The organism is Streptomyces mutabilis (genome assembly GCF_014649815.1).
GTDB classification, from domain to species: Bacteria; Actinomycetota; Actinomycetes; order Streptomycetales; family Streptomycetaceae; genus Streptomyces; species Streptomyces mutabilis.
In genome coordinates this window covers 366213-379716 of sequence record NZ_BMTT01000002.1, presented here as the reverse complement: position 1 = coordinate 379716, position 13504 = coordinate 366213, and the positions used below count along the sequence as shown (strand labels likewise).

The 13504-nt window shown below is 71.7% G+C and carries 14 protein-coding genes; 10 read left to right on the top strand and 4 right to left on the bottom strand.

Translation table 11 applies throughout. The features are described from left to right. Positions 1–173: 173 nt before the first annotated feature. The 3 genes from IE142_RS05850 to IE142_RS05840 all read left to right on the top strand — a co-directional run bounded on the left by IE142_RS05850 (position 174) and on the right by IE142_RS05840 (position 3031). Positions 174–1220, top strand: a complete 1047-nt coding sequence (locus IE142_RS05850) for an LCP family protein (protein ID WP_191884712.1) — start codon at positions 174–176, stop codon at positions 1218–1220. Positions 1221–1341: 121 nt separating this feature from the next. Next, a complete protein-coding gene (locus tag IE142_RS05845; protein ID WP_191884711.1) occupies positions 1342–1698 on the top strand; it encodes a YciI family protein in 357 nt (118 codons plus the stop codon). A gap of 46 nt (positions 1699–1744) precedes the next feature. Then, positions 1745–3031, top strand: a complete 1287-nt coding sequence (locus IE142_RS05840; RefSeq protein ID WP_191884710.1) for an RNA polymerase sigma factor — start codon at positions 1745–1747, stop codon at positions 3029–3031. Here IE142_RS05840 and IE142_RS05835 read toward each other — a convergent pair. Then, positions 3028–4218, bottom strand: a complete 1191-nt coding sequence (locus IE142_RS05835; protein ID WP_191884709.1) for a class I SAM-dependent methyltransferase — start codon at positions 4216–4218, stop codon at positions 3028–3030. The two genes, IE142_RS05840 and IE142_RS05835, sit on opposite strands and share 4 nt — an antisense overlap. A gap of 162 nt (positions 4219–4380) precedes the next feature. Between IE142_RS05835 and IE142_RS05830 the strand changes: the two genes are divergently transcribed. The 4 genes from IE142_RS05830 to groL all read left to right on the top strand — a co-directional run bounded on the left by IE142_RS05830 (position 4381) and on the right by groL (position 8396). Further along, a complete protein-coding gene (locus IE142_RS05830) occupies positions 4381–5250 on the top strand; it encodes a polysaccharide deacetylase family protein (protein WP_229830172.1) in 870 nt (289 codons plus the stop codon). Next, positions 5247–5966: a polysaccharide deacetylase family protein gene (locus tag IE142_RS05825; RefSeq protein WP_191884707.1), complete on the top strand. Its 720-nt coding sequence runs from the start codon at positions 5247–5249 to the stop codon at positions 5964–5966. Before IE142_RS05830 ends, IE142_RS05825 begins: the two co-directional genes overlap by 4 nt. 375 nt (positions 5967–6341) lie before the next feature. Beyond that, positions 6342–6650 carry a co-chaperone GroES gene (gene groES / locus IE142_RS05820; RefSeq protein WP_019329594.1) on the top strand — a complete coding sequence of 103 codons (309 nt, stop codon included), beginning with the start codon at positions 6342–6344 and terminating at the stop codon, positions 6648–6650. Between the two features lie 120 nt (positions 6651–6770). Then, positions 6771–8396, top strand: a complete 1626-nt coding sequence (groL, locus tag IE142_RS05815) for a chaperonin GroEL (RefSeq protein ID WP_191884706.1) — start codon at positions 6771–6773, stop codon at positions 8394–8396. A gap of 297 nt (positions 8397–8693) precedes the next feature. Here the strand turns inward: groL and IE142_RS05810 are convergent, their stop codons facing one another. Beyond that, positions 8694–9467, bottom strand: coding sequence for an SDR family NAD(P)-dependent oxidoreductase (locus tag IE142_RS05810; protein ID WP_191884705.1), 774 nt, complete (start codon positions 9465–9467; stop codon positions 8694–8696). A gap of 97 nt (positions 9468–9564) precedes the next feature. Further along, on the bottom strand, positions 9565–10233 hold the full coding sequence (locus IE142_RS05805; protein ID WP_191884704.1) for an MOSC domain-containing protein: 669 nt from the start codon (positions 10231–10233) through the stop codon (positions 9565–9567). Between the two features lie 81 nt (positions 10234–10314). Here IE142_RS05805 and IE142_RS05800 point away from each other — a divergent pair, with 81 nt between their 5' ends. Further along, positions 10315–11235, top strand: a complete 921-nt coding sequence (locus tag IE142_RS05800; protein WP_043380928.1) for a LysR family transcriptional regulator — start codon at positions 10315–10317, stop codon at positions 11233–11235. Between the two features lie 44 nt (positions 11236–11279). Here the strand turns inward: IE142_RS05800 and IE142_RS05795 are convergent, their stop codons facing one another. Next, positions 11280–11618 carry a WhiB family transcriptional regulator gene (locus IE142_RS05795; RefSeq protein ID WP_043380925.1) on the bottom strand — a complete coding sequence of 113 codons (339 nt, stop codon included), beginning with the start codon at positions 11616–11618 and terminating at the stop codon, positions 11280–11282. 389 nt (positions 11619–12007) lie between these two features. On the opposite strand from IE142_RS05795, the gene IE142_RS05790 reads away from it, so the two are divergent. Beyond that, positions 12008–12619: a response regulator transcription factor gene (locus tag IE142_RS05790; RefSeq protein WP_003948568.1), complete on the top strand. Its 612-nt coding sequence runs from the start codon at positions 12008–12010 to the stop codon at positions 12617–12619. Between the two features lie 279 nt (positions 12620–12898). Beyond that, on the top strand, positions 12899–13486 hold the full coding sequence (locus IE142_RS05785) for a sigma-70 family RNA polymerase sigma factor (protein WP_019329587.1): 588 nt from the start codon (positions 12899–12901) through the stop codon (positions 13484–13486). Positions 13487–13504 lie beyond the last annotated feature (18 nt).

Sequence of the window (13504 nt, the reverse complement as noted above, 5' to 3'; positions counted from 1 at the left end):
CCCGAGGTCGGCCGCCGTCCCTCCCCGAAACGTTCGGCAGGCTCCGAGGTCTGAGAATTCCCGCAGAATGCCGTCCCGCATGTTCCTGCTTTCAACAATTCAGACGTATGTTCCTGGCGATGGGGCATTCGGGTGGGGACCCGAATGGGACCGGCACGAGCGGGGGCGGACGCATGGCGGGGCGGGACGCGCGGGGCGGGCCGGGTGGGCCGAGCGGGCGCTCGAAAGGGCTGCGGGCCGCCGGTCTCGCCCTGGTCGGGGCCCTGCTGCTGGGGGCCGCCGCGGCGGGCTGGGCCTACTGGCACCTCAACGACAACATCAAGAGCGTCGACATCAACGGCGCGCTCGGCGACGACCGCCCGGCGAGGCCGGTCACCGTCCCCTCCGCATCGCCCTCCGCGTCCCCGGTGCCCACCGGCGCCCTGAACATACTGGTCCTCGGCTCCGACTCGCGCGGCGGCGAGGAGAACCGGGAACTGGGCGGCGGCGACAGCGAGGGCGCCCGCTCGGACACGGCGATGGTCGTCCACCTCGACGCCGGCCGGACCGCCGCCACCGTCGTCAGCATCCCCCGCGACACGCTCGTCGACCGCCCGTCCTGCCCGCTGCCGTCCGGCGGTTCGACCCGGGAGGCGAGCGGTGCCATGTTCAACACCGCCTACGCCCTGGGCGGGCCGGTCTGCGCGGTCAAGACCGTCGAGTCGATGACCGGTGTCCGCATGGACCACTACATGGAGATCGACTTCTCCGGCTTCGCCGAACTGGTCGACGCGCTCGGCGGGGTCACGGTCACCACGGACGCGGACATCGACGACGACAAGAGCCACCTGCGCCTGGACGCCGGCACCCACCACCTCGACGGCACCGAAGCACTGGGTCTCGCCCGCACCCGGTACGGCCTGGAGGGCGGCAGCGACCTCGCCCGCATAGAACTCCAGCACAAACTGGTCAAGGCCCTGCTGGAGCAGATCTCCGGCACCGACCTGCTCACCGAACCCACCCGGCTTTACCAGGTCGCCGACGCGGTCACCGGCAGCCTCACCACCGACACCGGCCTGGACTCGCTGGGCGAGCTGATCAGCCTCGGCCGCAGCCTGGGCGGCCTGTCGGCGGACGGCGTACGCACCGTCACGATGCCCGTCGTACCGGCCCCCTGGGACGCCAACCGGGTGGTGGCCCTGGAGCCGGACGCCGGTGAGCTGTGGGGATCGCTGCGCTGAGAGAAGTCCCGGAGGGAATCCGGAAAGGATCCGGGGCACCTGTCGATCCACGCCCCGCCCGTTCGACGCACGGGTGAGAGGCCGGGACGGACCCGGCCCCCGACCCACCCGAGGAGTCACCATGCCCCGCTTCCTGTCGCTGATCCGGATCGAGGAGAACGACGCCCTCTCCGGCGGCCCCAGCCCCGAGCTGGTGCAGCGCATGGAGAAGCTGATGGAGGAGATGACGAAGGCCGGCGTGCTGCTCGACACCGCCGGGCTGACCCCGACCGCCCAGGGCACCCGCGTCCACTACGAGGGCGGGCAACTGTCCGTCACCGACGGGCCGTTCACCGAGTCCAAGGAGGTCATCGGCGGCTACTCGCTTCTCCAGGCGAAGGACAAGGCGGAGGCGGTCGAGTGGACCAAGCGCTTCCTCAAGGCGCACGAGGAGTACTGGACGGTGACCTGCGAGGTGCGGGAGCTGATGGAGGGCTGAGCCCGCGCTTTGCGCCGCGGGCCCTGGGGCTGTTGCATGGTGGGCTGTGGAACCACAGCCCACCGAGCCCACCGAAGCCGTCGAGCCCACCGAGGCCATCGAGACGGTCTTCCGCCTGGAGTCCCCACGCGTCATCGCCGGCGTCGCCCGCCTGGTCCGGGACGTCGGTATCGCCGAGGAACTCACGCAGGACGCGATGGTCGCGGCCCTGGAGCAGTGGCCCCGGGACGGCGTGCCCGACAAACCGGGCGCCTGGCTCATGGCCACCGCCCGGCGCCGTGCCGTCGACCTGATCCGGCGCCGCGAGAACTACGCCCGCAAGCTCGCGGAGATCGGCCGCGACCTGTCCACCGCGGCACCACCGCCCGAGGAGCCCGCCGACCCGGAGGACATCGACGACGACCTGCTGCGCCTCGTCTTCACCGCCTGCCACCCGGTGCTGTCCGCCGAGGCCCGCATCGCCCTCACTCTCCGCCTGATCGGCGGCCTGACCACCCCCGAGATCGCCCGTGCCTTCCTCGTCCCGGAGCCGACGGTCGCGCAGCGCATCGTGCGCGCCAAACGCACCCTGGCCCGCAAGGACATCGCCTTCGAGGTGCCCCACGGTCCGGACCGCGCGGCCCGCCTCGGCTCGGTCCTGGAGGTCATCTACCTGATCTTCAACGAGGGCTACGCCGCCACCTCCGGCGACGACTGGCTCCGCCCCGGCCTGTGCGAGGACGCCCTGCGTCTGGCCCGCGTACTCTCCGCCCTGATGCCGAAGGAACCCGAGGTCCACGGCCTGACCGCCCTGCTGGAGTTCCAGGCGTCCCGCACCGCCGCCCGCACCGGCCCCGACGGCACGCCGGTCCTGCTCAAGGACCAGAACCGCCGCCGCTGGAACCGCATGCTCATCACCCGCGGCGTCACCGCCCTCGACCACGCCCACGCCACCAGGGCCTCCGGCTCCCCCGGCCCGTACGTCCTCCAGGCCGCGATCGCCGCCTGCCACGCGACGGCGTACACGTACGAGGAGACCGACTGGCCGCGCATCGCCGCGCTCTACGGCCTGCTCGCGGCCCGCGCCCCGTCACCGGTCGTCGAACTCAACCGCGCGGTCGCGGTGTCGATGGCCGAGGGCCCGGCCCCGGCGCTCGCGCTGGTCGACGCCCTCGCCGCGGAACCCGCCCTGCGCGACTACCACCTGCTCCCCAGCGTCCGCGGCGACCTCCTCCTCCGCCTGGGCCGTACGGCCGAGGCCCGGGCGGAGTTCGAACGCGCCGCGTCCCTCGCCCGCAACGAACGCGAACGCGAACTCCTGTGGCGCCGGGTACGGGAGACGGACACCGCTTAGCGGACGGGATGCCCGATCAGCATCGTCGGAGCCCCCGCCACCCGGGTCAGGAAAACCGTCGCCGCGTTCGGTCCCTGCGGCTTGACCTTGCGCCGCAGTTCCTCCGGCTCGACCGCCGAGCCCCGCTTCTTGACGGTCAGCGTGCCGACGCCGCGCTCGCGCAGCAGCGCCTTCAGTCTCTTGACGTTGAAAGGGAGTTGATCGGTGATCTCGTACGCGGTGGCGTACGGCGTGCGGTGCGGTTCGTCGGCGGTGACGTAGGCGATGGTCGGGTCGATGAGCCCGCCGTCGAGTTCCTCGGCGACCTCGGCGACCAAGTGGGCGCGGATGACGGCGCCGTCCGGCTCGTACAGGTACCTCCCGACCTCCCGGACCTCGGGGTCCGGGAGCATGGTCCCGGGTGTCACGTGAATGCCCGCCATGGCGGGCAGCAGCGTCGCCCGCCGCGCCCCCGGTGTCACGTCCGGGCCGAACCACAGCATGGCCTCCTTGACGTCCCCGCCGTCCGAGACCCACTCGGCCGTCGCTTCCGCGGGGATCGCCTCGTGCGGAATGCCGGGCGCGATCTTCAGCAGGCCGAGCGGCGCCCCGAGCGCGGTGGACACGGCCCAGGACAGGGGAGGGGAGTAGGCCTCCGGATCGAAGATCCGGCCACGTTTGGAGGAACGCCGGGCGGGGTCGACGAACACGGCGTCGTACCCGGTCGTGTCCACCTCCGTCACGTCGGCCTCGCGCACCTCGATCAGGCCGGCGAGACCGAGCGCGTCGGCGTTGGCGCGGGCCGCCCCGCACGTCAGCGGATCCCGGTCGACGGCCAGTACCCGGATCCCGGCGCGGGCGAAAGCGATCGCGTCGCCACCGATCCCGCAGCACAGGTCGGCGACGGAGGCCACGCCCAGGCCCTTGAGGCACTCCGCCCGGTACGCCGCCACGCTCGCCCGCGTCGACTGCTCGACACCGTTGGGCGTGAAGAACATCCGCCCGGCGTCCTCGGCCCCGAACTTCGCCACCGCCCGCTGCCGCAGCCGCGCCTGCCCGAGCGCTGCCGACACCAGCTCCGCGGGGTGCGTGCGCCGCAACCGGGTCGCGACCGCCAGCTCCCGTGCCGGGTCGGTGTCGCGCACCGCGTCGAGGAGGGCGCGGCCCTCGGGGGTGAGCAGGGCGAGGAGGGCGTCGAGGTCGTTCACCGGAACATTGTGGGCCAGTCGGTGGATGGTGTGCCTCCGGTGCGGTGTCGGGCCGGGTTCGGCGGCCCCGGACTGCGAGGATCCGGCACCATGCGAGCAGTCGTACAAAATGACAAAAGCCGGGTGTTCGGGGTGTTTCGCTCCTCCTCTCCAAGGCTCCGGATGCGCGGCGGCCTCGCCGTGCTCGCCGTCGCCGCCCTCGCCTCCGGCTGTGCGCAGGACGCCTCCGAGGTGCGCGGCGCCGCCGGCCGGCAGCCCCTCCAGGCGCCCCCGGCCCGCACCCTGGACGCCTACGCGTCCAAGCTGGGCGCGGTGCACGCCGCCCGGGTCGCCGCCGCCAAGCGCTGGAAGCTGAAGAGGGTCCCGCTGACCGCCCCGCCACCCCCCGCCGAGAAGCCGGAGATCAAGGCCCGCGAGGGCTTCGAGGTGACCGGCCAGGAGAACCTCCCGCCGGTCTTCACCTCGATCCCCACCGAGGAGAAGGTCGTCTTCCTCACCATCGACGACGGCGCCGAGAAGGACCCGGCGTTCCTGCGGATGATGAGCGAGCTGAGGATCCCGTACACGGCCTTCCTCAGCGACTACCTGGTCAAGGAGGACTACGGCTACTTCAAGGACATGCAGGACCGCGGCGTCACCCTCAGCAACCACACCCTGAACCACCCCTACCTGCCGGGCTTGTCCTACTCCGGGCAGAAGCGCGAGATCTGCGGCATGCAGGACGTGATCGAGAAGCGCTACGGCAAGCGACCGACCGTCTTCCGCCCGCCCTACGGCAACTACAACCGCGACACCCTGCGCGCCGCCAAGGCCTGCGGCATCGAGTACGCCCCCATCTGGAACGAGGAGGTCTTCGCGGACCACTGGGACTACCGCGAGTGGGACCGGAAGATCCACCCCGGCGACATCGTGCTCACCCACTTCCGCGGCGAGGACGACTGGGGCGGCACCATGCGCGACATGGTGCGCGAGTTCCTCGACAAGGTCACCGCCGAGGGATACGCCGTGGCCCGGCTGGAGGACTACCTGTGAGGCGAGGCCGGCTGTGGCCGGCCGGGGCCGCCCTGGCCGCCGTACTGCTCACCGGATGTGCCCAGTTCGCCGGGTCCGCGCAGCCTCCGGCGGGCGGGGAGCCCGCCCAGGGCAGCGATCGGGGACAGAGCCTGCCGCCCGTCGTGGACCACGTCCGCACCACTGACCCGGTCGTCTTCCTCACCTTCGACGACAGTGCCGAGCGCGACCCGCACTTCGCCGACTTCGTTCGCGCACACCGCCTCCCGGTCACCCTGTTCCTCACCGACACGGTCGCCGGACCGGCGTACGGCCACTTCGCCCGGCTGCGCTCGGTGGGCGCGAGCCTGCAGAACCACACCCTCGACCACCGCTCCCTGCGCGGTCTGCCCCACGCCGGCCAGCGTGCCGAGATCTGCGGCCAGCAGACCAAGCTGAGGTCCCGCTTCGGCGTCCGCTCCCACCTCTTCCGCCCGCCCTACGGCACCTACGACACCACCACCCTGCGCGCCGCCGCCGACTGCGGCATCACGGCCGTCGTCCTGTGGCGGGCGGCCCTGAACGCCGACGGCGGCCTCACCTACACCCGCGGCGACCACCGCCTGCGCCCCGGCGACATCGTGGCCGTCGACCCGGACCACCCGACGGGCACGGGCCTGAGCGCGCGCACGCAGACCCTGCTGGAGACGATCGAGGAGCGGGGGCTGCGGGTGGGGCGGCTGGGGGACTACCTCTGACCTCCCGGCGCCGGTCGGTGAACCAAGCCCGTCCGCTCCGGACGCAGGCCGGCATTTGCAGCCCGTCCGGCGTTCGAGGGCGAGGCCGTCCAGGCCGAAGAGCGGGGGCGTGGGGGCGGCAGCCCCCAGCGAGCCCGGCACCGGCGTGGGGTGCCTCCACGGACCGGCGTCCAGACGAAACCCCGCCGACGCGCCGCCGGCATTGGCACTCCGCTTGACCGAGTGCTAATCGCGGTCATAGTCTCGGGTCTGGCACTCCCCCCTGGAGAGTGCCAACACAGCGACGGGCAGGTCCGGCACCCGCGACGACGGATCGACCTGGTCGCCACCTCAGACAGTTAACCCCGTGAGATCTCCGAAGGGGGAGGTCGGATCGTGACGACCGCCAGCTCCAAGGTTGCCATCAAGCCGCTCGAGGACCGCATCGTGGTCCAGCCGCTCGACGCCGAGCAGACCACGGCTTCGGGCCTGGTCATTCCGGACACTGCCAAGGAGAAGCCCCAGGAGGGCGTCGTCCTGGCCGTGGGCCCGGGCCGCTTCGAGGACGGCAACCGTCTTCCGCTCGACGTCAGCGTCGGCGACGTCGTGCTCTACAGCAAGTACGGCGGCACCGAGGTGAAGTACAACGGCGAGGAGTACCTCGTCCTCTCGGCCCGCGACGTGCTCGCGATCGTCGAGAAGTAGTTCACCCGAAGCACCTTGCTTTCCAGCTGCGCCCCTGGCTCCCGCGACCTTAAAAAGCCGGGCGTCGGGGGCGCAGTTGCCGTATAACCCCGAGATTTCCGGAAGAGGGCTCACGCTCCCATGGCGAAGATCCTGAAGTTCGACGAGGACGCCCGTCGCGCCCTCGAGCGCGGCGTCAACAAGCTCGCCGACACGGTGAAGGTGACGATCGGCCCCAAGGGCCGCAACGTCGTCATCGACAAGAAGTTCGGCGCCCCGACCATCACCAACGACGGCGTCACCATCGCCCGTGAGGTCGAGGTCGAGGACCCGTACGAGAACCTCGGCGCCCAGCTGGTGAAGGAGGTGGCGACCAAGACCAACGACATCGCGGGTGACGGCACCACCACCGCCACCGTCCTGGCCCAGGCGCTGGTCCGCGAGGGCCTGAAGAACGTCGCCGCCGGTGCTTCCCCGGCGCTGCTGAAGAAGGGCATCGACGCGGCCGTCGCCGCCGTGTCCGAGGACCTCCTCGCCACCGCCCGCCCGATCGACGAGAAGTCCGACATCGCCGCCGTGGCCGCGCTGTCCGCCCAGGACCAGCAGGTCGGTGAGCTGATCGCCGAGGCCATGGACAAGGTCGGCAAGGACGGTGTCATCACCGTCGAGGAGTCCAACACCTTCGGTCTGGAGCTGGACTTCACCGAGGGCATGGCCTTCGACAAGGGCTACCTGTCGCCGTACTTCGTGACGGACCAGGAGCGCATGGAGGCCGTCCTCGAGGACCCGTACATCCTCATCAACCAGGGCAAGATCTCCTCCATCGCCGACATGCTGCCGCTGCTGGAGAAGGTCATCCAGACCAACTCCTCCAAGCCGCTGCTGATCATCGCCGAGGACGTCGAGGGCGAGGCCCTGTCGACCCTGGTCGTCAACAAGATCCGCGGCACCTTCAACGCCGTCGCGGTGAAGGCCCCGGGCTTCGGCGACCGCCGCAAGGCGATGCTGCAGGACATGGCCGTCCTCACCGGCGCCACCGTCATCTCCGAGGAGGTCGGCCTCAAGCTCGACCAGGTCGGCCTCGAGGTGCTCGGCACCGCCCGCCGCATCACCGTCACCAAGGACGACACCACGATCGTCGACGGTGCCGGCAAGCGCGACGAGCTCGAGGGCCGCGTCGCCCAGATCAAGGCCGAGATCGAGTCCACCGACTCCGACTGGGACCGCGAGAAGCTCCAGGAGCGCCTCGCGAAGCTGGCCGGCGGCGTGTGCGTGATCAAGGTCGGCGCCGCCACCGAGGTGGAGCTGAAGGAGCGCAAGCACCGTCTGGAGGACGCCATCTCCGCGACCCGCGCCGCGGTCGAGGAGGGCATCGTCTCCGGTGGTGGCTCCGCGCTGGTCCACGCCGTCAAGGTCCTCGAGGGCAACCTCGGCAAGACCGGCGACGAGGCCACCGGTGTCGCGGTCGTCCGCCGCGCCGCCGTCGAGCCGCTGCGCTGGATCGCCGAGAACGCCGGCCTGGAGGGCTACGTCATCACCTCCAAGGTCGCAGAGCTCGACAAGGGCCAGGGCTTCAACGCCGCCACCGGCGAGTACGGCGACCTGGTCAAGGCCGGCGTCATCGACCCGGTGAAGGTCACCCGCTCCGCCCTGGAGAACGCCGCCTCCATCGCCTCCCTCCTCCTGACGACCGAGACCCTGGTCGTCGAGAAGAAGGAAGAGGAAGAGCCGGCCGCCGCGGGCCACGGCCACGGCCACGCCCACTGAGCGACACGCTCGTAGAAAAGCCCGGCGCCCACCAGGGTGCCGGGCTTTTCCGTCCGGAGACCCGTGTCGTGCCGGTGTACGAACGGCCGCGCGCGGCTGACACGACGACGAGCCGCGGCAGGTGCGAACCGGCCACACCCGCCCGACCGGAGTCCGGAAAGGAGACGCGGGACCGGAAGAAGAGCGCGTGTCGTGAACGAGGGGGCGCAGAACGGGCTCGGCGCCGTCCTCTCGCGCCGAGACGTGACCGACCGGGCCGCCAGCACCCGGTGGTACAGCGAGCGGTGGTGGGCGCGACTACCGCGGCCCGTACTTCCGCCCCGTCCGCGAGGTGATCCCGCCCAGCACCCCCCGCGGCACCAGCTTCGCCGCCCCCATCAGCGCCTTGTAGCGGGGATCGGGGATCGACAGGGACTTCCCCCGCGCCAGATCGCCCAGCGCCGCCGCGACCACCTTGTCCGCGTCGAGCCACATCCAGCCCGGGATGTTGTCCGTGCCCATCCCGGCCCGCGCGTGGAACTCCGTGCGCACGAAGCCGGGGCACAGGGCCATCAGGCGCACCCCGCTGCCGGCCAGGTCCTTCGCCACGCCCTGGGTGAACTGCACGACCCACGCCTTGGAGGCGCCGTACGTGCCGCGCGGGACGAAGGCGGCGACCGAGGCGACGTTGACGACCCCGCCGCGCCCCCGCTCCCGCATCGACTCCGTCGCTGCCGAGGTCAGCCGCAGTACCGCCTCGCAGTGCACCTTGAGCATGGTCAGCTCGTCGGCCATCGAGACCTCGAGGAAGCGGCCCTTGTTGCCGAAGCCGGCGTTGTTGACCAGCAGGTCGACGGGGTTCCGGCGCTCGCCCAGCCGGGCGGCCACCGCGTCGATCCCGGCGTCCGTCGCCAGGTCGGCCGTCAGCACCTCCGCCTCGATGCCGTGCCGGTCGTGCAGCTCGGTCGCCTGTTCGCGCAGCCGCTTGGTGTCGCGGGCGACCAGCACCAGGTCGTGTCCGCCCGCCGCCAGCCGCCGCGCGAACGCGGCGCCGATGCCCGCCGTCGATCCCGTAATCAATGCCGTTGTCATGGCGCAAGGTTATGGGGCCGGACCGAGCACGTCCGCTTCGCTCACATCGTGATCGCCGATCGTGAGGAACCGGTGACCGGCTCCTGGTGAGAGGGGGTCAGGAGCTCCTCCCCGCCACGTACTTCCGCGCCGTCGCCAGCGCCTCCGGGTGCAGCGCCCCGCCCGCCGCGAGCAGCCGGGGCAGCAGCTCCCGTTCGGTCGTCACCGCCCGGAACTGCAGGGCCACGGTCACCTCGTGGCCGGGCCGGTGGACGATCTCGACCGGGTCGCCCTCCCGTATCTCCCCGGGCTCGATCACCCGCAGGTACGCGCCCGGTGCCCCCTTCTCCGTGAACCGCTTCACCCACCGCTCCTCGCCCAGATGGCTCTGAAAGGTACGGCAGGGGATGCGGCCGGAGGTGACCTCCAGGAGCAGGTCGGTGCCCACGCGCCAGCGCTCGCCGATCAGGGCGCCGCAGACGTCCACGCCCGTCGTGGTGAGGTTCTCGCCGAAGGAGCCGTTCGGCAGCGGGCGGCCCAGCTCGCGCTCCCAGTCGTCCAGGTCCTCGCGCGCCATCGCGTAGACCGCCTGGTCGGGGCCGCCGTGATGACGGGTGTCGCAGACCGTGTCCCCGGCCAGCCCGCTCGCCCCGGTGCCCTCCGGCCCGGGCTCCCTCACCCGTACGGCTCCGTCCACCGGCTGCTTGTCGATGCCGGTGACGCCCTCGGGATGGTCCGTGTACGGCACCGCCTTCGCGCGGCCGAGATTCACTGAGAGAAGCTTCATGGCCGAACGGTAGGACAAGCCTCATCAAAGCGTCGACGCATTATTCGGCGTCCGGTCAAAGGGTCGCTTATCCTCGACGGTGTGATCGAGGCTCGTCATCTCCGCGTGCTGCGCGCCGTGGCATCGACCGGTTCCTTCTCCGCCGCCGGGCGCGAGCTGGGCTGCACCCAACCCGCCGTCAGCCAGCAGATGAAGGCCCTGGAGGCCTCCGTCGGCACGCCCCTGCTCGTGCGCACCGGCCGGGAGATGCGGCTCACCCAGGCCGGAGAGGCGCTGGTGCGGCACGCCGCCGGGATCATCGCCGGGCTGACCGCCGCCGAGGAGGAGGTCGCCGCCATCGCCGGGCTGCGCGCGGGGCGGGTCCGCCTGGTCTCCTTCCCCAGCGGCAGCTCCACCCTCGTCCCGACGGCCCTGGCCGCACTGCGTGCCGCGCATCCCGGCACCCGGGTGTCCCTGGAGGAGGCCGAGCCGCCGAGGTCCGTCGAGCTGCTGCGCGAGGGCGACTGCGACGTGGCGCTGGCCTTTCGCTACGAGGGGGCGGCCGGCGCGGAGGAGTGGGACGACCTCGTCGTACGGCCGCTGCTCACCGACCGGCTGGTGGCGCTGGTGCCGGAGGGGCACCGGCTCGCCCACACGAAGCCCACGGGGTCGGTGGCCATCGGGGAACTGGCCCGGGAACCCTGGATCGCGGGCTGCCCGCGCTGCCGGGGCCAACTGGTCGAGGTCTGCGAGGGCGCCGGCTTCACGCCCCGCATCGACTTCGCCACCGACGATTACCCGGCCGTCGTGGGTCTGGTCGGGGCCGGCCTGGGCGTGGCCGTGCTGCCCCAGCTCGCCGTCGAGTCCGTGCGGCCCCGGGGCGTGCGCACGGTGGCGCTGGAGCCGGCGGTGCGGCGGGAGATCGTCGCGCTCACCCTGCCCGACCTGGCCCAGGTGCCGGCGGTGACGGCGACGCTCGACGAGCTGGCCCGGGCGGGGGCGCGCCAGCCGGCGTCGCGCTGAGGGCGGAGCGCACCTCGGCGCCCGTGTCCTGGAGAAACGTTCCTTCAGTGATGCGCGGTCGCCTCCCCGCCGGCCGACGCCGATGCCGTCGCCGCCACCAGGCGGTTGCGGGCCCGTCCCATGAGCTCCTCGCGCTCGTCCTCGGTCAGGCCGCCCCACACGCCGTACGGCTCGCGCACCGCCAGCGCGTGCGCCGCGCACTCGGCGCGGACCGGGCACCTCATGCAGACCTCCTTGGCCGAGTTCTCGCGAGCACTCCGCGCCGCTCCCCGTTCGCCCTCCGGGTGGAAGAAGAGCGAGCTGTCCACCCCGCGGCACGCAGCCAGGAGCTGCCAGTCCCACAGGTCCGCGTTCGGTCCTGGAAGGCGGGAGAAATCTGCCATTGCGTGACCCCTTGTAGCCGATATGGGTAGATGCGGGATGCCAGCACCCACGACCGTACAACTACGATCTAAGGAGATGAAAATATGACTCATTGCGAATCTAGCCGCAGACACCAGCGAAGCGGAAGAAAAGCGGCTGAATGGGGCATCGGATGTGATGAAACGGGGCGGGTCCCACGCGCATGTCTGCTGCGTGGCCGCCCCCTCACATAGAGTGCCGAAGACGACACACAGCCCCGTAACTCTTTCGAGTGACCGTCGTTGAGAGTGCGGAGGCGGTTGAAGGAACAAGTGCTCGGGCGGGCGTCCGGGACGGTCGACCGCACAGGTGACGATTTCGTACCAGCCTGGAGGCTCAACGTGACGCGCATCAGCTGCGGAGGACGGCCATGACTTCCGTCCTCGTCTGCGACGACTCCCCGCTTGCCCGAGAGGCGCTCCGCCGCGCGGTCGCGACCGTGCCCGGCGTCGAGCGCGTGACGACGGCCGCCAACGGCGAGGAAGTCCTCCGCCGCTGGGGCGCCGACCGCTCGGACCTGATCCTGATGGACGTGCGCATGCCCGGCCTGGGCGGCGTCGAGACCGTCCGGCGGCTGCTGTCCGCCGACCCCGGCGCGCGCATCATCATGCTCACCGTCGCCGAGGACCTGGACGGCGTGGCCCTGGCGGTCGCCGCCGGTGCCCGCGGCTACCTGCACAAGGACGCCTCGCGCGCCGAGCTGCGCGCCACGGTCACGCAGGCCCTCGCCGACCCGACCTGGCGGCTCGCCCCGCGCCGGCTGCGCTCGGCCGAGATGGGTGCCGCGCCCACGCTCACCGCGCGTGAGATCCAGGTGCTGGAGGGCATGAGTCACGGCCGCTCCAACGCGGAGATCGGTCGTGAGCTGTTCCTCTCCGAGGACACCGTCAAGACCCACGCCCGGCGGCTCTTCAAGAAGCTCGGCGCCTCGGACCGGGCACACGCGGTGGCGCTCGGCTTCCGGTGGGGCCTGGTCCGCTAGGACACCCCGTGCGAGGGAGTCCGAAAGGGCCCGTCGGGGAAGCGGCGATCTCCGCTTATCGCGAGGTGAGCGGGGGTGACAAGGCGACCCGCCGGGTGCCCGCTGCTCGTTTCGGCGCGGATGACGCATCCTTGAGGTGTGGAGTTCCTCGGGGACGAGTCGGTCGAGCGGGAGGGGAGGGCGCAGGGGATGAGTTCCGGCGCACCTGCTCATAACGCTTCGGTGCACAACAGCGGGCGCGACGCCACGGATCGGACGGCCGCAAGGCACCATGGACCGATGCGTGACGACGAGGCGGCCCCTGATCAAGGGACGGTCGGCGGGCTCGTGCACCGCGCCGTCGACGGGGACGAGCAGGCCACGCACGACCTGCTCGCCCATGTCCATCCCTTGGCACTGCGCTACTGCCGCACGCGTCTTTCCCGCCTGCCCGGCGACGCCCGGCACTTCGTCGAGGACCTCGCCCAGGAGGTCTGCGTCGCGGTGCTGCTCGCGCTGCCCCGCTACAAGGACACCGGTCGCCCGTTCGAGGCGTTCGTCTTCGCCATCGCCGCCCACAAGGTCGCCGACCTCCAGCGCGCGGCGATGCGGCATCCCGGCTCGACGGCCGTCCCGTCCGACGAGATGCCGGAGCGACCGGACGACTCCCTCGGCCCGGAGGAGCGAGCGCTGCTCAACAGCGACGCCGCCTGGGCCAAGAAACTCCTGGCCAACCTGCCCGAGAACCAGCGCGAGCTGCTCCTGCTGCGCATCGCCGTGGGACTCACGGCCGAGGAGACCGGGCAGATGTTGGGAATGTCACCCGGCGCCGTCCGGGTCGCCCAGCACCGGGCGCTGAGCCGCCTACGGGCCCTGGCGGAGCAGTAGCGCCGGGAGTGAACGGGC